The organism is Streptomyces sp. NPDC030814, assembly GCF_055572155.1.
Genome location: NZ_JBVIDX010000017.1, coordinates 57,230 through 79,302, shown reverse-complemented (window position 1 = coordinate 79,302; position 22,073 = coordinate 57,230). Strand labels below are relative to the sequence as shown.

The 22,073-nt window shown below is 73.6% G+C and carries 16 protein-coding genes and 3 pseudogenes; 11 read left to right on the top strand and 8 right to left on the bottom strand.

Annotated features, from left to right (window positions below; all coding sequences use genetic code 11):
* Nucleotides 1-79: 79 nt before the first annotated feature.
* Together ACZ43N_RS29685 and ACZ43N_RS29680 are read right to left on the bottom strand one after the other, a co-directional pair.
* Nucleotides 80-481: pseudogene (locus ACZ43N_RS29685) on the bottom strand (roadblock/LC7 domain-containing protein); the annotation flags it as partial.
* Nucleotides 478-3,003 (bottom strand): sensor histidine kinase, encoded by a 2,526-nt coding sequence (locus ACZ43N_RS29680; RefSeq protein WP_468101876.1) that lies wholly within the window; start codon nucleotides 3,001-3,003, stop codon nucleotides 478-480. The pseudogene ACZ43N_RS29685 and the gene ACZ43N_RS29680, both read right to left, overlap by 4 nt.
* A gap of 484 nt (nucleotides 3,004-3,487) precedes the next feature.
* Here ACZ43N_RS29680 and ACZ43N_RS29675 point away from each other — a divergent pair, with 484 nt between their 5' ends.
* Nucleotides 3,488-6,613 carry an FAD-binding and (Fe-S)-binding domain-containing protein gene (locus tag ACZ43N_RS29675; RefSeq protein WP_468102068.1) on the top strand — a complete coding sequence of 1,042 codons (3,126 nt, stop codon included), beginning with the start codon at nucleotides 3,488-3,490 and terminating at the stop codon, nucleotides 6,611-6,613.
* Nucleotides 6,614-6,688: 75 nt separating this feature from the next.
* Here ACZ43N_RS29675 and ACZ43N_RS29670 read toward each other — a convergent pair whose 3' ends face one another.
* Complete coding sequence (locus ACZ43N_RS29670) at nucleotides 6,689-7,048, bottom strand: DUF952 domain-containing protein (protein WP_468101874.1); 360 nt, start codon at nucleotides 7,046-7,048, stop codon at nucleotides 6,689-6,691.
* A 148-nt stretch (nucleotides 7,049-7,196) separates the two neighbouring features.
* On the opposite strand from ACZ43N_RS29670, the gene ACZ43N_RS29665 reads away from it, so the two are divergent.
* Nucleotides 7,197-7,709 carry a UTRA domain-containing protein gene (locus tag ACZ43N_RS29665; protein ID WP_468101872.1) on the top strand — a complete coding sequence of 171 codons (513 nt, stop codon included), beginning with the start codon at nucleotides 7,197-7,199 and terminating at the stop codon, nucleotides 7,707-7,709.
* Between the two features lie 296 nt (nucleotides 7,710-8,005).
* Here the strand turns inward: ACZ43N_RS29665 and ACZ43N_RS29660 are convergent, their stop codons facing one another.
* Nucleotides 8,006-8,563 carry a TetR/AcrR family transcriptional regulator gene (locus ACZ43N_RS29660; RefSeq protein WP_468101870.1) on the bottom strand — a complete coding sequence of 186 codons (558 nt, stop codon included), beginning with the start codon at nucleotides 8,561-8,563 and terminating at the stop codon, nucleotides 8,006-8,008.
* A 73-nt stretch (nucleotides 8,564-8,636) separates the two neighbouring features.
* On the opposite strand from ACZ43N_RS29660, the gene ACZ43N_RS29655 reads away from it, so the two are divergent.
* Together ACZ43N_RS29655 and ACZ43N_RS29650 are read left to right on the top strand one after the other, a co-directional pair.
* Nucleotides 8,637-9,794 carry an FAD-dependent monooxygenase gene (locus tag ACZ43N_RS29655; RefSeq protein WP_468101868.1) on the top strand — a complete coding sequence of 386 codons (1,158 nt, stop codon included), beginning with the start codon at nucleotides 8,637-8,639 and terminating at the stop codon, nucleotides 9,792-9,794.
* Between the two features lie 16 nt (nucleotides 9,795-9,810).
* Nucleotides 9,811-10,113: pseudogene (locus tag ACZ43N_RS29650) on the top strand (mycothiol transferase); the annotation flags it as partial.
* On the opposite strand, the pseudogene ACZ43N_RS29645 reads toward ACZ43N_RS29650, so the two are convergent.
* The 3 genes and pseudogenes from ACZ43N_RS29645 to ACZ43N_RS29635 form a co-directional block, all read right to left on the bottom strand.
* Nucleotides 10,083-10,175, bottom strand: a pseudogene (locus tag ACZ43N_RS29645) (IS5/IS1182 family transposase); the annotation flags it as partial. The pseudogenes ACZ43N_RS29650 and ACZ43N_RS29645 overlap by 31 nt on opposite strands.
* 41 nt (nucleotides 10,176-10,216) lie before the next feature.
* A complete protein-coding gene (locus tag ACZ43N_RS29640) occupies nucleotides 10,217-11,065 on the bottom strand; it encodes an alpha/beta fold hydrolase (RefSeq protein ID WP_468101866.1) in 849 nt (282 codons plus the stop codon).
* Between the two features lie 121 nt (nucleotides 11,066-11,186).
* Nucleotides 11,187-12,194: an EamA family transporter gene (locus ACZ43N_RS29635; RefSeq protein WP_468101864.1), complete on the bottom strand. Its 1,008-nt coding sequence runs from the start codon at nucleotides 12,192-12,194 to the stop codon at nucleotides 11,187-11,189.
* 190 nt (nucleotides 12,195-12,384) lie between these two features.
* Between ACZ43N_RS29635 and ACZ43N_RS29630 the strand changes: the two genes are divergently transcribed.
* The 7 genes from ACZ43N_RS29630 (at nucleotide 12,385) to ACZ43N_RS29600 (ending at nucleotide 21,320) form a co-directional block, all read left to right on the top strand.
* Nucleotides 12,385-13,179, top strand: coding sequence for a TIGR03084 family metal-binding protein (locus tag ACZ43N_RS29630; RefSeq protein ID WP_468101862.1), 795 nt, complete (start codon nucleotides 12,385-12,387; stop codon nucleotides 13,177-13,179).
* Nucleotides 13,176-14,855 carry an acyclic terpene utilization AtuA family protein gene (locus ACZ43N_RS29625; RefSeq protein WP_468101860.1) on the top strand — a complete coding sequence of 560 codons (1,680 nt, stop codon included), beginning with the start codon at nucleotides 13,176-13,178 and terminating at the stop codon, nucleotides 14,853-14,855. The genes ACZ43N_RS29630 and ACZ43N_RS29625 overlap by 4 nt, the downstream gene beginning before the upstream one ends.
* Nucleotides 14,856-15,066: 211 nt before the next feature.
* The gene (locus ACZ43N_RS29620; protein WP_468101858.1) at nucleotides 15,067-16,665 is read left to right on the top strand and encodes an acyl-CoA carboxylase subunit beta; all 1,599 of its coding nucleotides are present in this window, start codon (nucleotides 15,067-15,069) and stop codon (nucleotides 16,663-16,665) included.
* 8 nt (nucleotides 16,666-16,673) lie between these two features.
* On the top strand, nucleotides 16,674-18,527 hold the full coding sequence (locus tag ACZ43N_RS29615; RefSeq protein ID WP_468101856.1) for an acetyl/propionyl/methylcrotonyl-CoA carboxylase subunit alpha: 1,854 nt from the start codon (nucleotides 16,674-16,676) through the stop codon (nucleotides 18,525-18,527).
* A gap of 106 nt (nucleotides 18,528-18,633) precedes the next feature.
* Entirely contained in the window at nucleotides 18,634-19,767 is a 1,134-nt protein-coding gene (locus ACZ43N_RS29610; protein ID WP_468101853.1) for an acyl-CoA dehydrogenase family protein, read from the top strand.
* A gap of 129 nt (nucleotides 19,768-19,896) precedes the next feature.
* The gene (locus ACZ43N_RS29605) at nucleotides 19,897-20,646 is read left to right on the top strand and encodes an enoyl-CoA hydratase family protein (RefSeq protein WP_468101851.1); all 750 of its coding nucleotides are present in this window, start codon (nucleotides 19,897-19,899) and stop codon (nucleotides 20,644-20,646) included.
* Complete coding sequence (locus tag ACZ43N_RS29600; protein WP_468101849.1) at nucleotides 20,634-21,320, top strand: TetR/AcrR family transcriptional regulator; 687 nt, start codon at nucleotides 20,634-20,636, stop codon at nucleotides 21,318-21,320. Before ACZ43N_RS29605 ends, ACZ43N_RS29600 begins: the two co-directional genes overlap by 13 nt.
* Before the next feature lie 23 nt (nucleotides 21,321-21,343).
* Here ACZ43N_RS29600 and pdxH read toward each other — a convergent pair whose 3' ends face one another.
* Complete coding sequence (pdxH, locus tag ACZ43N_RS29595) at nucleotides 21,344-21,973, bottom strand: pyridoxamine 5'-phosphate oxidase (RefSeq protein WP_468102067.1); 630 nt, start codon at nucleotides 21,971-21,973, stop codon at nucleotides 21,344-21,346.
* Nucleotides 21,974-22,073: the final 100 nt, after the last annotated feature.

The following is a 22,073-nucleotide window of genomic DNA, read 5'->3' as shown; positions in this document are numbered from 1 at the left end:
TCGCCGTCGTCGCGATGGAAGCCGTCGCGGTGGAAGCTGTCGGGCTGAGGGCCGTGTCCGAGGACGCGGCCGGCCGGTGGCGCGGGCGGGCGCTCAGGTGCGCTCCCAACTGCTCCACCAGTTCGCTCATGTTGTGTCCGACGAGCCCCGCGTCGGCCTCCTCGTCCGTGACGACGGCCAGATGCGCTCCCTCGCCGGCCTCCACGATGAACAGGACCCCGCCGTGGAACTCCGCCATCGCCGACCGCACGCCGCCGCTGCCGTCGCCGAACTCCACGGAGGCTCCGTGGGACAGCGACTGCATACCGGCGGCGATCGCGGCGAGCTGGTCGGCCTGGTCCACGGACAGCTCCGGCGTACGGCACAGCTTCAGACCGTCCCGCGAGAGCACGAGCGCGTGCCGGGCGCCCGGAGTGCGTTCCAGCAAACCCTCCATGAGCCAGGTGAGCCTGTCGTCGGCGGTGGTGCCGGTGCCGGTCATGGGGTGTGGTCGCCTTCCAGGTCGGGATGCGGATGGGGGTCCGGGTGGGGGACGTGATCGGGGCCGGTGCCGTCGGGTGCCGGATACGGGGCCGCGGAGGCGTGGGACGACGGGGCGTGGGCGGAGGGGGCGTTGCCGTCGGCCGGCTCGGGGCGGGCCTCCCGCACCGGCTCCCGGGCCAGCTCCCGCAACGCGTCCAGCTTCCACTGGATGTCCCGCGCCGACTCGGGCCCCGGTACGGGCTCGGGCTGCCACGCGGTTTCCTGGACCGGCTGGGGGTCCTGCGGCGGAGTCCGGGCGGGGTCGGGCTGCCACGCGGTTTCCCGGACCGGCTGGGGGTCCTGCGGCGGAGTCCGGGCGGGGTCGGGCTGCCACGCGGTTTCCTGGACCGGCTGGGGGTCCTGCGGCGGAGTCCGGGCGGGGTCGGGCTGCCACGCGGTTTCCTGGACCGGCTCGGATTCCTGGAGCGGGATCCGGGCGAGTCCCGGCTGCCACGGTGTCTCGGAGGACGGCTCCCACGGCTCGTCCCGTACCGGTTCGAACTCCCACCGCGCGCCGCGCACGGGCTCGGGCTCCCAGCCGGGGTCCGGTACGGGAGCGGTCGGCTCCCACTCGGGTTCCGGGGCCGGGGACACTTCCCAGGCCGCCCCCTGGGCGACGCCCCATTCGGGTTCCCGTACGGGCTCCAGCGCGAGCGGCGGTACGGCCGCGTCGTGCGGTGCCGAGCCGTCCGGTGCCGGGCCGGGCGCCGCCTCCCCCACGGGCTCGCGCACCGGCTCCCGCGGGAGTTCGGGCAAGAGGTCCGGCAGGAACTCCGGCCGGCTCTGTCGTGCGGGTTCCGGCTGTGCCTCCCGTGCGGGTTCCAGGCGGGGAGCGCCGGACGCGAGGGGCGCCCCGGAGGTTTCCGTGGTCCCCGTGGTCCCCGTCCCCGAGGTCGTCGGGGACGGTTCGTCCCCGGTGGCCGTGCCCTGGACGAAGGCCTGGTCGAGGCCGCTCGTGCCGCGGACGGCGCGGCGGAAGCTGCTGAAACGGACGGCGCCGGAGCCGGCGTCGTCGGCGGGCCGGGAGTCACGGGCCGGGCGGCCGACGGCGGCCTGGGCGCGCGTGCGGGCCTCGGCCTCGGCGAGGGACCGGCCGCGGCGGCGCCGGGGGAGGCCGCCGGGGGCCGTCGCGGGCTCCCCGGCGCCGGGGACGGTGCCGAACGGGGACTCGTGGGTCGGCGTCGGTTCGTCGTCCAGGTCGTGCGGCGCGGGGACGGCGGCGTACGACGTCGACCGGTCGGCGTGGGCGGGCGCCCGCTCCTCCGTGGGGGCCGTGGCCTCCTCCGGTGCCCCCGCCGACGGCACCGTACCGGCCAGCACGTCCTGCGGGACGAGCATCAGAACGCCCGTCCCGCCGCGGGCGGACGGGCGGAAGGAGACCTTGAGACCGTGCTTGCGGGCGAGGCGGCCGACGACGGCGAGGCCGAGGCGGGTGCCGGTGAGGCCGGTGATGTCGGAGTCCTCGCCGGAGACGGCCCGCTCGGCGCGGCGCAGCTGGACGTCGCTCATGACGAGGCCCGCGTCCTCGACGGAGATGATGACGCCGGCCGGGACCTCCTCGACGTAGACGTGGACCTCGGCGGTCGGCGGTGAGAAGTTCGCCGCGTTGTCGAGGAGTTCGGCGAGCGCGTGCATCACCCCCTCGGCGGCGTGCCCGGCGACGGCGGACTCGCTGGACGAGTGCAGCCGGACCCGGCGGTAGGCGCCGATACGGCCCATCGCGCCCCGCAGGATGGACTCCATGGGGATCGGCTTCGCCCAGCGGCGGCCGGAGCGGGCGCCCGCGAGGACGGCGACGGAGTCGGCGAGGCGGCCCGCCTGGGCGGTGCGGTGGTCGAGGTGCAGCAGGTCGGCGAGGACGTCCTCGTCGGCGTGGCGCTCCTCCATGGCGCGCAGATCGGCGAGGGTGCCGGTGGCGAGGGCCTGCATCCGGCCGGCCACGTTGGCGGTGACGGCGAGGGCGGCGGTGCGTTCGGCCTCGGCCTGCCGGGCGCGGTCGAGGAGACGGGACCTCTCCTCCTCGGCCTTGCTCTCCAGCTGGGTGCGCTCCTCCGCGAGCCGGCCGCGCTCGTGGTCCAGTTCGGCGGTGAGCCGCGTCCGTTCACGGGCGTAGTCGGCGGCGATGCGGGCACGGTCCTGCAGGAACTCCTCGGCGAGCCGCGCCCGCTCCTGCCCGAACTCGGCCGTCATCCGGGCCCGTTCCTGGAGGAGCATCCCGGTGTCACGGGACACGGCGTCGAGGCGGTGCCGCAGTGACCGCGCCGACTGCCGGGCGTGGACGGCGACCGCGACGGCGAGCGTGAGCAGCAGGGCGGCGGCGCCCGCGCCACCCGCCAGGGGGACCCGGACCGACTCGGGTGCGAGGGCGACCGAACCGCCGGCCGCGGCGGCGGCGAACACGGCGGTGACCAGGGGAAGGGGCAGGACTGAGCGGAGCGCGGGGCGGTCGCCCGGGGGGCGTGGGGGGCTGGGCGCGGTCATGGTCTGCTGTCCTCGGTCGGTTCTGGACTCGGTAACTCAGTCGGTTCCTGGTCTCGGTAACACGGTCGGTCCCTGTGCGAGAAGCGACACCTGGTGCTCAATTGGGCGTCACTATATGGGAGTTCGTGACCGTGGTCGGGCGGTTTCCGGTTAGCTCCCCCATAATCCGGCCACTGTCCCGAGGCCGCCCCGTCGTCACCATGTGGTCACTGTCAGTGGTCGGATGCATGCTGGGGGGATGGAAGGTCCAGGGGAGACGCGAGCGGGGGCACGGTCCCGGCCGACGGCGGGGGCGCGCGCGGCACGGTCACGGTCGACGGCCGAGTCGGGCGCGCCGGAGCAGCGCGGGTCGACGCCGGGCGGGTCGAAGCCGGGCGGGTCCAAGCCGGGTGCGGCGGAGTCGCGTGCGGCGGCCGAGCTCCGGACGGCGCTGACAGCGTCCGTGCGCGGCGAGGTCGCGTTCGACGTGACCGCGCGGGCGCTCATGACCATGGACGCGTCCAACTACCGGCGCGTGCCGCTCGGTGTGGTCGCGCCACGGGACGCGGACGACGTGGCGGCCGTCCTGTCGGTGTGCCGGGAGCGGGGCGTGCCGGTGGTGGCGCGCGGCGGCGGCACATCGATCGCCGGTCAGGCCACGGGCACGGGTGTCGTCCTGGACTTCACCCGCCATATGAACCGGCTGGTCTCCCTGGACCCCGAGGCGCGCACGGCCGTGGTCCAGCCGGGCCTGGTCCTGGACCGCCTCCAGGACGCCGCCGCCCCGCACGGCCTCCGCTTCGGCCCCGACCCCTCCACCCACAGCCGCTGCACCCTCGGCGGCATGATCGGCAACAACTCCTGCGGCTCCCACTCGGTGGCCTGGGGCACCACCGCCGACAGCGTGCGGGAGCTGTCGGTGCTCGACGGGAGGGGCGGGGCCCGCAGGCTCGGACAGGGCTGGTCGGGCGCCCCGGACGGCCTCCGGGCGCTGGTGGAGGGGGAGCTGGCGCTGCTGCGCACCGGCTTTCCCGACCTGCCCCGCCGTATCTCCGGCTACGCCCTCGACGCCCTGCTCCCCGAGAAGGGCACCGATGTGGCCCGCGCCTTCTGCGGCTCCGAGGGCACCCTCGGCGTCCTCACGGAGGCGGTCGTACGGCTCGTCGAGGCACCCCGCGCGCGTGCCCTCGCCGTCCTGGCGTACGGCGACGAGAGCGCGGCGGCCGAGGCGGCCCCCGCGCTGCTGTCGCACGGCCCGCTGACCGTGGAGGGCATGGCGGCGGACCTCGTGCCGCCGGGCACGTCCGGGCTGCCGGCGGGAGGGGCGTGGCTGTTCGTCGAGACGGGCGGCCGCACGGCGGCCGAGGCGCGGGCGCATGCCGCCGCGATCGTGCGCGCTGCGGACGCGGCCGACGCGCTGGTGGTCACCGACGCTGCCGCCCAGCGCGCCCTGTGGCGCGTCCGCGAGGACGCCAGCGGTACGGCGACCCGGATGCCCGACGGCAGCGAGGCCTGGCCGGGCTGGGAGGACTGCGCGGTCCCGCCCGCCCGGCTCGGCGCGTACCTCAGGGACTTCCGCGGCCTCCTCCGCGCCCACGACCTGCGCGGCACCCCCTACGGCCACTTCGGCGACGGCTGTATCCACGTCCGCATCGACTTCGACCTCCTCACCGGGCCGGGCATCGCCCGCTTCCGCCGCTTCTCGGAGGACCTGGCCGAACTGGTCGTCTCCCACGGGGGCTCGCTCTCCGGGGAACACGGCGACGGCCAGGCACGGGCCGAACTGCTCCCGAAGATGTACGGCCCCGAGATGATCGCGCTGTTCGAGCACTCCAAGGCCCTCTGGGACCCCGACGGCCTCCTCAACCCCGGCATGCTCGTCCGCCCCGCCCCCCTGGACACGAACCTGCGCTTCGCCCCGCTGCCCCGCGGACCGGTGCCGGTGGTGTTCGGATACCCGGAGGACGGCGGTGACTTCTCGGCGGCCGTACGGCGCTGCGTGGGCGTCGCCAAGTGCCGTACCACACAGGTCGTCCCGGGCTCCGGGGCCGTCATGTGCCCGTCCTTCCGGGCGACCGGTGAGGAGGAGCACTCGACCCGCGGCCGGGCCCGCCTCCTGCACGAGATGCTGGCCGGCGAGGTCGTCACCGACGGCTGGCGCTCGCCCGAGGTGCGGGACGCGCTGGACCTCTGCCTGTCCTGCAAGGGCTGCCGTTCGGACTGCCCCGTCGGCGTCGACATGGCCACGTACAAGGCGGAGTTCCTCCACCACCACTACGCGGGCCGGCGCCGCCCCGCGGCCCACTACACCATGGGCCGGCTGCCGGTATGGCTCCGCCTGGTCGCCCGCACCCGCACGGCCCGCCTCGCCAACTTCCTGGCCGTTACGCGCCCTTTGGCCGGCCTGGCGAAACGGCTGGGAGGGATCGCGGGGGAGCGGGAGCTGCCACGGCTGGCGACGGTGCCGTTCTCGCGGTGGTACCGGGGGTGGGCCGGGGAGCGGGACGAGGGGGACGAGCCGGTTGACGGTGTCGAGCCGCATGAGGGTGTCGAGCCGGACGAGGGTGTCGAGTGGGTCGAGTGGGTGGAGCGGGACCGTCCGGAGGGGCGGGGACAGCGGTGGGGGCCGAGACGGGTCCTCCGCCCGCCGGGCCCCGAGGAACTGGCGGCGGGCACCCCCGCCGAGGCAAGGCTTCGGGCGGGCGAGGGGGCCAGGCTCCGGGCGGGTGCCGAGGACGGTGAGCACGACGGGGACGGCGACGCGTACGAGCCGCCGACCACCGTGCTGCTGTGGACCGACACCTTCACCGAGTACCTCTCCCCGTCCGTGGGGCGGGCCGCGCTGCGCGTGCTGGAGGCGGCCGGGCTTGAGGTGATCGTGCCGCCGACGCTCCGGACGAGGCGGAAACCGGCCTGGCTGAAGCGGACTGAGGCGGGCGAAGAGGCCGACCGCACCCGCGGGACACTCGCCCGCACCCTGTTCACGTCGCGGCAGGGCAGGCTCTGCTGCGGTCTGACGTACATCTCGACGGGCCAGCTCGACCAGGCCCGCGCGGTGCTGCGCCGCACGCTGGACCTGCTGGACCCGTTCCTCGTCCCAGCCTCGGAGGCGTCGCTGGAGGAGGACCCCGACCTCACCCCGGCCGGCCCGCCCCTCGTCGTCCTCGAACCGAGCTGCGCGGCGACCCTCCGCTCGGACCTCCCCGAGTTGCTCCCCAACGACCCGCGGGCCGCCAGGGTGGCCGCCTCCGTCGTCACATTCGCCGAGGCCCTGGAGCGGTACGCCCCCGGCTGGTCCCCGCCCGCGCTCGACCGCCCGGTGGTCGGCCAGACCCACTGCCACCAGCACGCGGTACTGGGCGACGCCCCCGACCGCCGCCTCCGCGCCGCCGCCGGCCTCACCGGCGACCTCAGCGGCGGCTGCTGCGGCCTCGCCGGCAATTTCGGCTTCGAGAAGGGCCACTACGACGTGTCCGTCGCCTGCGCCGAGGAGCAACTCCTCCCGGCGGTGAGGGCGGCGGCCGACGACGCGGTGGTCCTGGCGGACGGCTTCTCCTGCCGGACCCAGCTGGAGCAGCTGGCGGGGAGGCGGGCGGTGCATCTGGCGGAGGTGTTGGCGGAGGGGCTGTAGCGGGAGCTGGGGAGGGGGGATGGGGAGGGGGCTGAGAGGCCGAACTGCCGACGCCGTGGCTGACGGTGCTCCTCCCTACACGTCCTTGAGTGCCGTCGCCCGCCCCTCCGTGTCCCACTCCACCTCCTGGACGCCCACCACGGCGTCCCGGTTGAGCGGCCCGAAGACATGGGGGAACAGGATGTCGTCGCCGACACCCGGCGGCGGGGCGGGCGCCGCGGCCTCGAACTCGACACGGGCGTCCAGCCGTCCCTCATCGAGCATCAGCACGTGCAACGGCTTCGGTGCGTCCCGGTAGAACGCGTTGACAACGGCCAGGGTCGTCGCCTCGTCGGGCGAACAGTGCACGAACCCCTCCTCGGCGAGCGAGTCGGGAGCATAGGGCTGATCGGGCCGGGCGTTCCAGGCTTCGAGTGACACGACGTGGTGGATCATTGCCTGGTTATACAACAGGCGACGAGGTCGGCTCCGTCCATCGCCTCCGTGACTCCAGCGGCGCCGGCAGTCCGGTTCCGAGTGGAACGCGAACGGCAACCTTGAGGTCCGGGAGGATTCATTGGGCAGCAGGTGGGTCAGCGCCTCGATGCCTTACCTGACGCCGCGCGAGAACGGGCAGGGCGACGCGTGGGCCGCTGATGCGGCGGCACAGGGCCGCCGCGGCACGCAGCGAATCGTGCACGCCGGTGAGGTTCCCGCACCCGCCGAGGTTGCGCGACTGTTCGGGGTCCCGGAGCGAGAGCCGGTCGTCGTGCGCCGTCGTGTCATCCTTCTCGACGACCAGCCGAACGAGCTCACGGACACCTACTATCCGACCTCCATCGCTCGCGGCACCGCTCTGGCCGGCACGGCCAAGATCCGGGGCGGAGCCGTGACGCTGCTCGCCCGACTCGGACACGTCGGCTCTCTCGTACGTGAGGATGTCGTGGCGGACGTGGCGGACGAGGAAGAGCGGAAGGCTTTGCAGACCGCGCCCGGGGAGCCGGTCCTGCGGCTGACCCGGCTCACGCTGGACCGCAACGGTCAACCGATCCAGATCGACCGCATGGTGATGCCGGGGCGACGGCAGCGGCTGCGCTACGAGATCAGGCTGGACTGACCGTGCCCAAGGCCCGGCCCGAGGTCCCGGCCGCCGCTCGCTGCACGAACGCATTGCCGCCGAGCTGCGCGACGAGATCATGGGCGGCACCCCGGAAGCAACCTCCCTTCCCAGGCCGCCTGAAAGCCCGCTTCGACGCGTCCAACGCCACGGTGCAGAAGGCGCTGCCCGAGGTCGACGCGCCACGCGAAAACGGATGCCGAGCGCTTGAACGGGGCGGAGGCCTGAGGTCACGGGCCGGAACGGTGAGCGGCTGGGGTGCAACGGGCGGCTGGGGTCCAACGGGCGGCTGGGGTCTAACGTAGGGCGGCCGCGACAACGCCTTCGAGAGGCTCGCGCGGCACTTCGCCGCCGCACACCAGCCGGTCGAAGACCAGCCCGTCGATGCAGGTCAGCAGAGTGTGTGTGCGGTTCTCCACATCCGTCACGCCCTGATTGGCGAGGAACAGTCGGACGGCCTCGCGGCCGGCGTTCTCGCGGGGGATGAGAATCTCGCGCAGTTCGGGGTCTCGCACGCTCTCGACGGCACAGGCGTAACGGGCGAGCGAGCGCCGGCGGCCCTCGCCGACGAGTCGCTGTCGGGTGAGCAACACCATGCCGTCCACCAGTTCCTCGACCGTGCGGATGGGCGGGAGGTGCTCGGCCATCGTTTGCAGTTCCTCCTGGTCGAGTTGGACCAGGCGTGTGACGAGTCCGGTGAGCAGCGCGGCCCGGGTGCGAAAGTACGCCGACGTAGTGCCGGGCGGCAGGGACGCTTTGCGGTCGACTGCCCGGTGGGTCAGGCCGCGGATCCCTTCGTCGGCGAGTACGTCGAGAGCCGCGTCCGCGAGGAGGGTGCGCCGATCCGAAGCCATGGCTCCTTTCTACACCTGTAGAGCCTCGGATAGGGTGACCCTTCTACAGGTGTAGAAATGCTGGGGGTTCGGCATGGGCAACACGGCAGTGGTGGTCGGAGGGGGCATCGGCGGGCTGGCCGCCGCGATCGGCCTGCGCCGCATCGGATGGGAAGTGACGGTCGTCGAGCGCGCGTCCATGCTTGAGGACGCGGGGGCGGGCATATCACTGGCCGCCAACGGAGTAAGGGCACTTGACGAACTCGGCGTCGGCGAGGCGGTACGGGACGCCTCGCGCGGCCAGTACACAGGCGGCACCCGTACGCCGGAGGGCGGTTGGCTGACCCGGATGGACGGCGCGGTGCTGGAGAAGGCGGTGGGCACGCCGATCATGAGCATCCCGCGCGCCATCCTGCACCGGCTGCTTCGCAAGGCGCTGCCCGCCGAGGCACTGCTGATCGGCTCCGAGGCCGGCCCGGTCCGGCAGACCGGCCCCGGGACGGTTCGAGTCGGCTGCGGCGACACGGTCCTGGACGCCGATCTGGTGGTGGCGGCCGACGGCATCGGCAGCAAGGTGCGCAGCCTTCTCTTCCCAGCCCACCCCGGCCCGGTCTACAGCGGCTCGACAGTGCTGCGCGCCATCACCGAGCAGGAGGTCGAACTGCGCACCGACTTCGAGCTGACCTGGGGGCAGGGGGCCGAGTTCGGGCACATCGCCTTTCGTGACGGGCGGGCCGAGTGGCACGCCGTCCTCAACATGCCCGCCGGGACGCGGTTCGCCGACCCGCTGGCCGAACTGCGCCGACGGTTCCGCAACTGGCACGACCCGATCCCCGCGCTGTTCGACGCGACCCGACCCGCCGCCGTGCTGCACCACGACGTCAACGAAATCCGCACGCCGCTCCCCTCGTACGCGGTCGGCCGGGTCGCGCTGCTCGGTGACGCGGCACACGCGATGACCCCCAACCTCGGACAGGGCGCCTGCCAGGCGCTGGAGGACGCGATCACCTTGGCCGCCGCGCTCGCCACCGAGCGCACCGTCGAAGCCGCGCTCGCCCGCTACGACGCCGAACGTCGGCCGCGCAGCCAGGCGGTCGCGCGTGCCGCCCGGCAGGCCGGGCGAATGGGCCAGCAGCTCTCCCACCCACTGGCCGTCACCCTGCGCAACACGGCAATGCGGCTGACACCCTCCCGCCTCGCAACCCGCATGATCCTTCGCCATCACGCCTGGGTGTCACCACGGCTGAACTGATCCGATTCGCACCCCGGGGCCCTGGAGCGAGGAGGACCCCCACCGCGAGATGCGTATCGCCGTCGACTTCCCGCTCACGCAGCTGCTCGACGAATACGCCGGACAGAGCGCCCGCCACCGCGAACTGGTCGCCGGGAGCGGCCTGGACAAGCAGGTCCAGCGAGCCGTGCGCAACGGCCTCCACGCCGACCTGCGCCGGATCCTCCTCCACCTCGCCGAGGAGACGGCCCGCCGCAACGGCCACCTGGACATCGTGCGCGAGATGCTCGACGGCACGACCGGCGACCAGGCGACGGTGCCGGTGCCGTGGAAGATGTAGCCGCGCTTGTCGAACCTCGTGGCCACGGCCCGGGAGGTCTTCAACGCGTTGATCGTTCGGTCGAAGGACAGGCCCTGAGCACCTCGTCCAGCGACCCCGGCGCTCAAGCGTCGCGCCCCGCCCCCGTCTCCTCGACGAAGTCCCTGATCGCCTCGGCGAGGCGTTCCGGCTGGTCCTCGGGGACGAGCGTGGAGGAGTCCTCGATCTCGATCAGCCGGCCCTTCGGGTACAGCGCGGCCAGCCGGGGGCCGTGCTCGCGCGGCATCAGGCGGTCCTCCGTGGCCCAGACGACGAGGACGGGACGGTCGAAGTCCCGCAGCCCCTCGCTCCACTCCAGCAGGACGGCCCGGCCGGGCGCCGACGTGGCGAACTTGGCGAAGTCCCGGCGGATGGCCCTGCTGCGGGTCGCGGGGCCGAACCACTCGGCGATGATCTCGTCCGGGATGCCGCGCAGGCTCATCCCGCCGTACCCCTTGGGGTTGTCGCGGAACGCGGGAACCCGCATGAGGCGGGTCAGCAGCCGGACGCCGCCCGGCACCCTGCACACCTTGGCCAGGGCCTTCGCGGGGCCGGGGGGAAAGTTGTCGAACGCCTCGCAGGCGACCAGCACCAGCCGACCCACCCTGCGGCCCTGCTCCTCCGTCACCAGGAACTGGCCCCCGCCCCAGTCGTTGAGGACGAGCGTCACGTCGTCCAGGCCGAGCCGCTCCATGAACTCGCCCAGCAGCCGTGCGACGCCGCGGTGGGACAGGTCGGCGTCCGGTCTCATCGGCCGGCGGTGGCCGCCGAGAGGCAGCGTGGGCAGGACGCAGCGGTAGCCGTCCAGGAGCGGGACGACCTTGCGCCACTGCGTCCCGGTCATCGGCAGACCATGGCCGAACACGAGCACGGGCCCGTCCCCGCCGGTGTCCTGATAGTCGATCGTCCCGGCCGACAGCTCGACCTCCGGCACAACGGCACCCCCGTCCGACGGCTCACCCCCCGAGGACCGGCGGGGCTGCCCTCAACCTAGTGAGGCACGACGAGGCGGACCAGACCGCGCGCCGGTCCGGCACGCGGCCCGCCCCCGGCGCTCACCCCGCCACATCCGCCTTCCCCCGCCCCACCTGCGTCCGTACCGCCCCCATGCTCGCCCCGATCACCAGCGCGATCGCGAGGGACTCCGGCGCGGACAGGGTCTGGTCGAGGACGAGGAAACCGGCGGCCGCCGCGAGCGCGGGCTCCAGGCTCATGAGGACGGCGAAGGTGGAGGAGGGCAGCCGGCGCAGCGCGAGGAGTTCCAGGGTGTAGGGCAGGACGGAGGACAGGACGGCGACGGCGGCGCCCAGCGCCAGGGTCGTGGGGTCGAGGAGCCGGGCGCCGGACTCCACCACGCCGAGCGGCAGGAACAGCACCGCCGCGACCACCATGGCCAGCGCCAGCCCGTCGGCCTGCGGGAACCGTCGGCCCGTACGGGCGCTGAAGACGATGTACGCCGCCCACATCGCCCCGGCGGACAGCGCGAACGCCACACCGACGGGGTCGAGGTCACCGAAGCCGCCGCCCCCGCCGCCGAGCAGGAAGACACCGCACAGCGCGAGCCCCGCCCACACGAGGTTCACCGCGCGGCGGGACGCGATGACGGACAGGGTCAGCGGGCCCAGCACCTCCAGGGTGACGGCGGGGCCGAGCGGGATACGGGCGAGGGACTGGTAGAAGAGGCCGTTCATCGCGGCCATGGTGATACCGAAGGCCACGACCGTGCCCCAGTCGGCGCGCGAGTGCCCGCGCAGCCGGGGCCGGCACACCACGAGCAGCACGAGCGCGGCGACCGCCAGCCGTAGTGTCACCACCCCGAGCGCCCCCGCCCGAGGCATCAGGCTCACCGCCAGCGCCCCGCCGAACTGCACCGACACCCCACCCGCCAGCACCAGCCCGACGGGCCCGAGCGAGCCGAGACCCCGCGCGCGGGCGGAACGGGAGGAAGGGGCGGGGCGGGCGGGGCGGGCGGAAGGTGCGGAAGCCGGGTCGGCCGACATGGGCGTGGCGGGGGCGGGCGCGGGCGTGGCGGATGCGGGCCGGTCAGCGCTGGGAGGTGTCACGGGGGCCGTCCAGGAGCGGGGGAGTGGTGGTGCGTTCAGTATGGATGACTGCACAGTCCAGGCTAATGGACTGGGACAGGGGTGTAAATCCTTTTGAGGCTTACGCGCTCCCTCCCGGCGCCCCACCCTGTCGGTAATAAAAATGCAAGCATGCTTGCTTGTTTATGGTCGTCCTGTCATCCTCCCCTCCATGGCCGACCCGACGCCCGTCATCGACGACCTACGCGCCGAGAGCGAACAACTCGACGCGCTCGTCGCCGATTTGCCCGTGGAACGCTGGTCGCTCGCGACCCCCGCGCCCCGCTGGACGATCGCCCACCAGATCGCCCATCTCGCCTGGACCGACCGCGCCGCGCTGCTCGCCGTCACGGATCAGGGCGCCTTCGCCCACGAGGTGGAGAACGCGCTGACGCAACCCGGCGACTTCGTGGACAACGGGGCCGAGGAGGGCGCGGGCAAACCCCCGGAACAACTGCTCGCGGACTGGCGGGCCGGGCGCGAGGCCCTGGAGGGTGCGCTGCGGGCCGCCCCCGACGGCGCGCGGTACTCCTGGTTCGGGCCGCCCATGTCGACCGCCTCGATGGCGAGCGCGCGGCTGATGGAGACCTGGGCCCACGGCCAGGACGTCGCCGATGCACTGGGCGTGACCCGTGTCCCCACCGACCGGCTCCGCCATGTTGTCCGGCTCGGCGTCCGTACCCGCGACTTCTCCTTCGGGGTGCACTCACTGACCCCGCCCTTCGAGGAGTTCCGCGTCGAACTCACCGCCCCCTCCGGCGCGTTGTGGGCGTACGGCCCCGAGGACGCCGCCGAGCGCGTGACTGGCCCCGCGCTCGACTTCTGCCTCCTGGTCACCCAGCGCGCCCACCGCGCCGACCTCGCCCTGCGCGCCGAGGGCGCCGACGCCGACCGCTGGCTGGACATCGCCCAGGCCTTCGCGGGCCCACCGGGAAGGGGGCGCGAGCCGGGGAAGGCGGCGCGATGACCGTCCTGCGCATCGGCAACGCCTCCGGGTTCTACGGCGACCGCTTCGACGCCCTGCGCGAGATGCTCACCGGCGGCGACCTCGACGTCCTCACCGGTGACTACCTCGCCGAGCTGACCATGCTCATCCTCGGCCGCGACCGACTGAAGGACCCCGCCGCCGGGTACGCCCGGACGTTCCTGCGCCAGCTGGAGGAGTGCCTGGGTCTCGCCCACGAACGCGGCGTGCGGATCGTCACCAACGCCGGCGGGCTCAACCCCGCCGGACTCGCTGACGCCGTACGGGCGTTGGCCGACCGGCTCGGCATCCCCGTGCGGGTCGCGCACGTCGAGGGCGACGACCTCACCGCCCGGCACCCCGGCAGCCTCGCCGCGCACGCCTACCTCGGCGGCTTCGGCATTGCGGCCTGTCTGCGGGAGGGCGCGGACATCGTCGTCACCGGCCGGGTCACGGACGCCGCGCTGGTCACCGGGCCCGCCGCCGCCCACTTCGGCTGGGGGCCCACGGAGTACGACCGCCTCGCGGGCGCCGTCGTCGCCGGGCACGTACTGGAGTGCGGGACCCAGGCCACCGGCGGCAACTACGCCTTCTTCGCCGACGGCGACATCCGCCGCCCCGGCTTCCCGCTCGCCGAACTCCACGAGGACGGCAGCAGCGTCATCACCAAGCACCCCGGCACCGGCGGCTTCGTCGACACCGGCACCGTCACCGCCCAACTGCTGTACGAGACGGCCGGTGCCCGCTACGCCGGACCCGACGTCACCGCCCGCCTCGACACCGTACGGCTCACCCGGGACGGCCCCGACCGGGTCCGCGTCCAGGGCGTACGCGGCGAGGCCCCGCCCCCCACCCTCAAGGTCGGGCTCAACCGGCTCGGCGGCTTCCGCAACGAGGTCGCCTTCGTCCTGACCGGCCTCGACATCGAGGCGAAGGCCGCCGTCGTGAAGGCTCAGATGACGGACGCCCTCGCCAAGTCGCCGCCGCAGGAGGTGCGTTGGGAGCTGGCGCGGACCGACCGTCCCGACGCACCCACCGAGGAGACCGCCAGCGCGCTGCTCCGGCTCGTCGTACGCGACCCGGACCCGGAGGCCGTCGGCCGCGCCCTCAGCGGAGCGGCCGTCGAGCTGGCCCTCGCCAGCTACCCCGGCTTCCATGTACTGCAACCGCCGGGAAAGGGCGCCCCCTACGGGGTCTTCGAGGACGTGTACGTCGACCAGGGGGACGTGGAGCACACCGCCGTCCTCCACGACGGCCGCCGGATCCCCGTGCCCCCGCCGCACGACACCCTCGTACCGCGTCCCGTCGGTGAGCCCGCCCTGCCGGAGCCGCTGCCGGCCGGGCTCCGGACCCGGCGCGCGCCCCTCGGGCTGGTCGCCGGGGCCCGCAGCGGCGACAAGGGCGGCAACGCCAACATCGGGCTGTGGGCCCGCAGCGACGACGCCTGGCGGTGGCTCGCGCACACCCTCACCACCGACCGGCTGCGCGCCCTCCTCCCGGAGACCGCCGGCCTGCCCGTCACCCGCCACCCGCTGCCCGGGCTGCGCGCCCTGAACTTCGTCGTCGAGGGCATCCTCGGCGCGGGCGTCGCCTCCCAGCACCGGTTCGACCCCCAGGCCAAGGCCCTCGGCGAATGGCTCCGCTCCCGCCACCTGGACATCCCGGAGGTACTCCTGTGACCGCCCGCCGCCCCGCACCGCCGGAGGTCCGCCCCGTACCGCCGGAGGTCCGCCCCGTACCGCCGGAGGTCCGCCCCGTACCGCCGGAGGTCCGCCCCGTACCGCCGGAGCCTGCCGCCCCGCCGGAGCCTGCCGCCCCGCCGGAGCCTGCCGCCCCGCCGGAGCCTGCCGCCCCGCCGGAGGTCCGCCCCGCCCCGCCGGAGGTGTACCGGTGACCGTCCTCGCCTCCGCCCTCGACCCGAGCGGCCCCGACCACACCGCGAATCGCGAGGCGATGCTCGCCAAGCTCGCCGAACTCGACGCCGAGCACGCCAAGGCCCTCGCCGGCGGCGGCGAGAAGTACGTCGCCAGGCACCGGGGGCGAGGCAAGCTGCTCGCCCGCGAACGCATCGAACTGCTCCTCGACCCGGACACGCCCTTCCTGGAACTCTCCCCGCTGGCCGCCTGGGGCAGCGACTACACGGTGGGCGCCTCCCTCGTCACCGGCATCGGCGTCGTCGAGGGCGTGGAATGCCTGATCACCGCCAACGACCCGACCGTACGCGGCGGCGCCAGCAACCCGTGGTCACTGAAGAAGGCCCTGCGCGCCAACGACATCGCCCTCGCCAACCGGCTGCCCTGCATCAGCCTCGTCGAGTCCGGCGGCGCCGACCTGCCCTCCCAGAAGGAGATCTTCATCCCGGGCGGCGCCGTCTTCCGCGACCTCACCCGCCTGTCCGCCGCCGGCATCCCCACCATCGCCGTCGTCTTCGGCAACTCCACCGCGGGCGGCGCCTACGTCCCCGGCATGTCCGACCACGTGATCATGGTCAAGAAGCGGGCGAAGGTGTTCCTCGGCGGCCCGCCGCTGGTGAAGATGGCCACCGGCGAGGAGAGCGACGACGAGTCCCTCGGCGGCGCCGAGATGCACGCGCGCGTGTCGGGCCTCGCCGACCAGTTCGCCGTCGACGAGCACGACGCCCTGCGCCAGGCCCGCCGCGTCGTCGCCCGCCTCAACCACCGCAAGGCCCACCCCGACCCCGCTCCCGCGGATCCCCCGAAGTACGACGCGGAGGACCTGCTCGGGATCGTCCCGGCCGACCCGAAGGTGCCCTTCGACCCCCGCGAGGTCATCGCCCGCATCGTCGACGCCTCCGACTTCGACGAGTTCAAGCCCCTCTACGGCCCCAGCCTCACCACCGGCTGGGCCACCCTGCACGGCTATCCCGTCGGCATCCTCGCCAACGCCCAGGGCGTCCTGTTCAGCGCGGAGTCGCAGAAGGCCGCCCAGTTCATCCAGCTCGCCAACCAGCGCGACATCCCGCTGCTCTTCCTCCACAACACGACCGGATACATGGTCGGCAAGGAGTACGAGCAGGGCGGCATCATCAAACACGGCGCGATGATGATCAACGCGGTCAGCAACTCGAAGGTCCCTCACCTGTCGGTCCTCCTGGGCGCCTCCTACGGCGCCGGCCACTACGGCATGTGCGGCCGCGCCTACGACCCCCGCTTCCTCTTCGCCTGGCCCAGCGCCAAGTCCGCCGTCATGGGCCCCCAACAGCTCGCCGGCGTCCTGTCGATCGTCGCCCGCCAGTCGGCCGCCGCCAAGGGCCACCCGTACGACGAGGACGCCGACGCCGCGCTGCGCGCCATGGTGGAGCAGCAGATCGAGTCCGAGTCGCTGCCCCTGTTCCTGTCCGGGCGGCTGTACGACGACGGCGTCATCGACCCGCGCGACACCCGCACCGTCCTCGGCCTGTGTCTGTCGGCCATCCACACCGCCCCCTACGAGGGCGCCCGCGGCGGCTTCGGCGTCTTCCGGATGTGAGGGACCACGTGATCACTTCAGTGCTCGTCGCCAACCGGGGCGAGATCGCCTGCCGGATCTTCCGCACCTGCCGTCAGCTGGGCATCCGCACCGTCGCCGTCCACTCCGACGCCGACGACACCGCCCTCCACACGCGCGTCGCCGACCAGGCGGTACGCCTTCCTGGCGCGGCCCCCGCCGACACCTACCTGCGCGGCGACCTCGTCGTGAAGGCCGCCCTCGCCTCCGGCGCCGACGCCGTCCACCCCGGATACGGCTTCCTCTCCGAGAACGCCGACTTCGCCCGTGCCGTCCTCGACGCCGGCCTCACCTGGATCGGCCCGCCCCCCGAGGCGATCGAGGCGATGGCCTCGAAGACCCGCGCCAAACAGCTCATGGGCCTCGCCCCCCTCACCGAGGTCACCGACGCCGACCTCCCGGTCCTGGTGAAGGCCGCCGCGGGCGGCGGCGGCCGCGGCATGCGCGTCGTCCGCCGCCTCGACGACCTGGACGCCGCCCTGGAGGCCGCCCGCGCCGAGGCCACGAGCGCCTTCGGCGACGGCGAGGTGTTCATCGAGCCGTACATCGAGAACGGCCGCCACGTCGAGGTGCAGATCCTCGCCGACACCCACGGCACCGTGTGGGCCCTCGGCACCCGCGACTGCTCCCTCCAACGCCGCCACCAGAAGGTCATCGAGGAGGCCCCCGCACCCGGTCTCCCGGCGCACCTCGAAGCCGAACTGCGCACCCTCGCGGTACGCGCCGCGCACGCCGTCTCCTACGCCGGCGCCGGCACCGTCGAGTTCCTCGTCGCCGACGGCCGCGCCCACTTCCTGGAGATGAACACCCGCCTCCAGGTCGAACACCCGGTGACGGAGGCCGTGTTCGGCCTCGACCTGGTCGCCGAACAGCTCCGCGTCGCCGAAGGTGCCGCCCTGCCCGCCGAGCCCCCGGTCCCGCACGGCCACGCCGTCGAGGCCCGCCTCTACGCCGAGAATCCCGCCACCGGCTGGACCCCCCAGACCGGCACCCTGCACCGCCTGACCGTCCCGGCCGACGTCCGCCTCGACACCGGCTACACCGACGGCGACGAGGTCGGCGTCCACTACGACCCCATGATCGCCAAGGTCGTCGCCCACGCCCCCACCCGCGCCGAGGCCGTCCGCAAGCTCGCCGGAGCCCTGGACCGCGCGACGATCCACGGTCCCACCACCAACCGCGCCCTGTTGATCCACTCCCTGCGCCACGACGAGTTCACGACGGCCCGCATGACCACGGCCTTCTACGACCGCCACCTGCCCCACCTCACCGACCCCGCCCCCGACCCGCACGCCCCGCTGGCCGCCGCCCTCGCCGACGCGCGGGCCCACGGCGACCGCCGCTTCGGCGGCTGGCGCAACCTCCCCTCCCGGCCCCACACCAGGCGCTACGAACTGGCCGGTGAAGAGCACGAGGTGACGTACCGCCACACCAGGACCGGCCTGGACGCCGACGGCGTGACGGTCGTCCACGCAGACGCCGGCCGGGTCGTCCTGGAAGCCGACGGCATCCGCAGGACGTACCAGGTGACCCGCTACGGCGACATCCGCCACGTCAACGCCACCGAGCTGAGGGCCCTGCCCCGTTTCCCGGACCCCACCACCACCCAGGCCGCCGGCTCCCTCCTGGCCCCCATGCCGGGCACGGTCGTCCGCCTCGCGGAGAACGCGGAACCGGGCACCCCGGTCGAGGCGGGCCAACCCCTCCTCTGGCTGGAGGCGATGAAGATGGAACACAAGGTCACCGCCCCGGCCACAGGCACCCTGACCAGCCTGAACGTGGCCGTAGGCGACCAGGTGGAACCGGGCACCCTTCTCGCCGTGGTCGAAGACGAACGCCGCTAGGAGCGCGGGGCTGTTTCGATATGCGGCTCCGCCGCGTGAGCGCGAGGAACCCCCACACACCCGCACCCTCCGAACGACCGACGCACCCACCCCCTCAGGAGCCCCCATGTCCCCCGTGATCGAATCCGAAGAACACCAGGCCCTACGAGCCGCGGTAGCCGCCCTCGGCAAACGCCACGGCCGCGACTTCACCCCGGAGGCCCTCTGGTCCGAGGCAGCCAAGCTCGGCTACCTCGGCGTCAACCTGCCGGAGGCATACGGCGGAGGCGGCGGCGGAATCGCCGAACTCTCCATCGTCCTGGAGGAACTCGGCGCCGCCGGCTGCCCTTTGCTCATGATGGTCGTATCGCCCGCCATCTGCGGCACGGTCATCGCCCGCTTCGGCACCGACGCCCAGAAGAGCGAATGGCTGCCCGCCCTGGCGGACGGCACCCGCACCATGGCCTTCGGCATCACCGAACCCGACGCCGGCTCCAACAGCCACCGCATCACCACCACGGCCCGCCGCGACGGCGCCGACTGGCTGCTCACCGGCCGCAAGGTCTTCATCTCCGGCGTCGACAAGGCCGACGCCACCCTCATCGTCGGCCGCACCGAGGACGCCCGCACCGGCGCCCTCAAGCCCTGCCTGTTCATCGTCCCCAGGGACACCCCCGGCTTCGAGTACCGGCCCATCGACATGGAACTCCGCGCCGCCGAGAAGCAGTTCGAGCTGGCCTTCGACGACATCAGGCTCCCCGTCGACGCCCTGGTCGGCGACGAGAACGCCGGCCTGCTCCAGCTCTTCGCCGGCCTCAACCCCGAACGCATCATGACCGCCGCGTTCGCCATCGGCATGGCCCGCTACGCCCTCGCGAAGGCCGTCGAGTACGCCCGCGACCGCACCGTGTGGAGCCGGCCCATCGGCGCCCACCAGGCCATCGCCCACCCACTCGCCCAGTCCCACATCGAACTCGAACTGGCCCGCCTGATGATGCAGAAGGCGGCCCACCTCTACGACAGCGGCGACGACGCGGCCGCCGGCGAAGCCGCCAACATGGCGAAGTACGCCGCCGGGGAGGCCTGTGTGAAGGCCGTCGACCAGTCCGTGCACACCCTCGGCGGCAACGGCCTCACCCACGAGTTCGGCCTCGCCTCACTGGTCACCGCCGCACGCGTGTCCCGGATCGCCCCCGTCAGCCGGGAGATGATCCTCAACTACGTCTCCCACCAGACCCTCGGACTGCCCAAGTCCTACTGAGCCGCCCCCACGCGCACCGGGCCACCGACGCCCCACAGGCGGCGACGGCGGCCGCCGGGCCCCAGCCGCGCACGCCGCAGCCGACACCAGCCGTACTGCCAGGAGCCGCCGAGCACTCAGGGAGCGCCTGTGACGGACACACCCCAGCCCCTCGTACACACCGCCCACCACCGCGGCATCACCACCCTCACCCTCGACTCCCCGGCCAACCGCAACGCCCTCTCCGCCGACCTCGTGCACGACCTGTCGGGGGCCCTCGCCCACTGCGGCAAGGACGACGCCACCCGCGCCGTCCTCCTCACCCACACCGGCACCACCTTCTGCGCCGGCGCCGACCTGCGCCGACCGCCCCGGCCCGAAGCCCTCGTCGGGCTGCTCCGCCAGATCGTCGACCTCCCCAAGCCGGTCGTCGCCCGTGTCACCGGCCACGTCCGCGCCGGCGGCCTCGGCCTGCTCGGCGCCTGTGACATCACCGCCGCCGGACCCGACGCCACCTTCGCCTTCACCGAGGTCCGCATCGGCGTCGCCCCCGCCGTCATCTCCCTCACCCTCCGCCCCCGCACCGACCCCCGCGGCCTCGCCCGCCACTACCTCACCGGCGAACGGTTCGGCCCCGCCGAAGCCGCCCGCCTCGGCCTGCTCACCACCACCGGCCCCGACGTCGACGCCGTACTCGAACCCGTCCTCGACGGACTGCGCCGAGCCGCACCAAGGGCCCTGGCGGAGACGAAACGCCTGCTCACGGCTAAGGTGCTGGAGAACTTCGACCTGGACGCGGGCGAACTGACCCGGCTCTCGTCCCGGCTGTTCGACTCCGACGACGCCCGCGAGGGCATGACGGCCTTCCTCGAAAGACGAGAACCGGGATGGGTGCTGTGAGCACGGCGGATACATCGACGGACACGTCCAAGGACACAGCGACGGACAGCACGGCGGACACGGACACCTCCTCGGTGGACACCGCCGCCGTGGCCGAACGCGGCCCCAAGCAGGACCGCAGCCGCGTCACCCGCAAACGGCTCCTCGAAGCCGCCGTCTCCTGCCTCGCCGAACACGGCTGGGCCGGTTCCACCGTCTCCGTCGTCGCCGAACGCGCCGGCGTCTCACGCGGCGCCGCCCAGCACCACTTCCGCACCCGAGAGGACCTCTTCACCGCCGCCGTCGAGTACGTCGCCGAAGAACGCTCGCTCGCCCTGCGCGCCCTCTTCCCCCACGGCCCCGCCGACCGCCGCGCCGTCGTCGCCGCCCTCGTCGACCTGTACACCGGCCCCCTCTTCCGGGCCGCCCTCCACCTCTGGGTCGCCGCCTCCAACGAGGAGCAGCTCCGCCCGCGCGTCACCGAACTCGAAGCCCGCGTCGGCCGCGAGACCCACCGCATCGCCGTCGACCTGCTGCGCGCCGACGAGACCGTCCCCGGCGTCCGCGAAACCGTCCAGGGCATGCTCGACATGGCCCGCGGCCTCGGCCTCGCCAACCTCCTCACCGACGACACCGGCCGCCGCGACAAGGTCGTCGCCCAGTGGGCCGCACTCCTCGACGCGGCCCTCGACTGAGCCCCCGCGGCCCGATCCCCCCTCTACGGGCTGAGCCGCTCCACCCGCCACGACCCGTCCGGCAGCGCCACGTACCGCAACCGGTCGTGCAGCCGGTTGTACCGCCCCTGCCAGAACTCCACACTCTGCGGCGCCACCCGGAACCCGCCCCAGTGCGGCGGCACCGGCACCTGCTCGCCCTCCGGATACCGGGCGTTCAACTCGGCGTACGCCGCGTCCAGCTCCGCCCGGGAGGAGATCACCGAGGACTGCGCGGACGCCCACGCCCCCAACTGCGACCCGTGCGGCCGCAACCGGAAGTACGCCGCCGTCTCGTCCCGCCCCGTCCGCCGCGCCGTCCCCGTCACGATCACCTGCCGGGCGACCGCGTGCCACGGGAAGACCAGCGACACATGGGGGTTCTCCGCGAGATCACGCGCCTTGCGGGACTCGTAGTTGGTGTAGAACACGAAACCCCGCTCGTCGTACGCCTTCATCAGCACCGTACGAGACGTCGGGCGGCCCTCCGCGTCGGCCGTCGACACCACCATCGCGTTCGGCTCGAACAGCCCGCCCTCCTGAGCGGCCTCCAGGAACCACCGCCCGAACTGCTCCATCGGACCGGCGGCCAGCTCGCTCTCGTCGAGCCCGTCGGCCCGGTACTGCTTGCGCATCGCAGCGGGATCGGGCACGGGCTCCAGACCGGGATCGTTCACATGGTCATCCTGCCGTATCGCGCACACCCGCCGCCGACCGACAGCCCCGGCCGCTGAT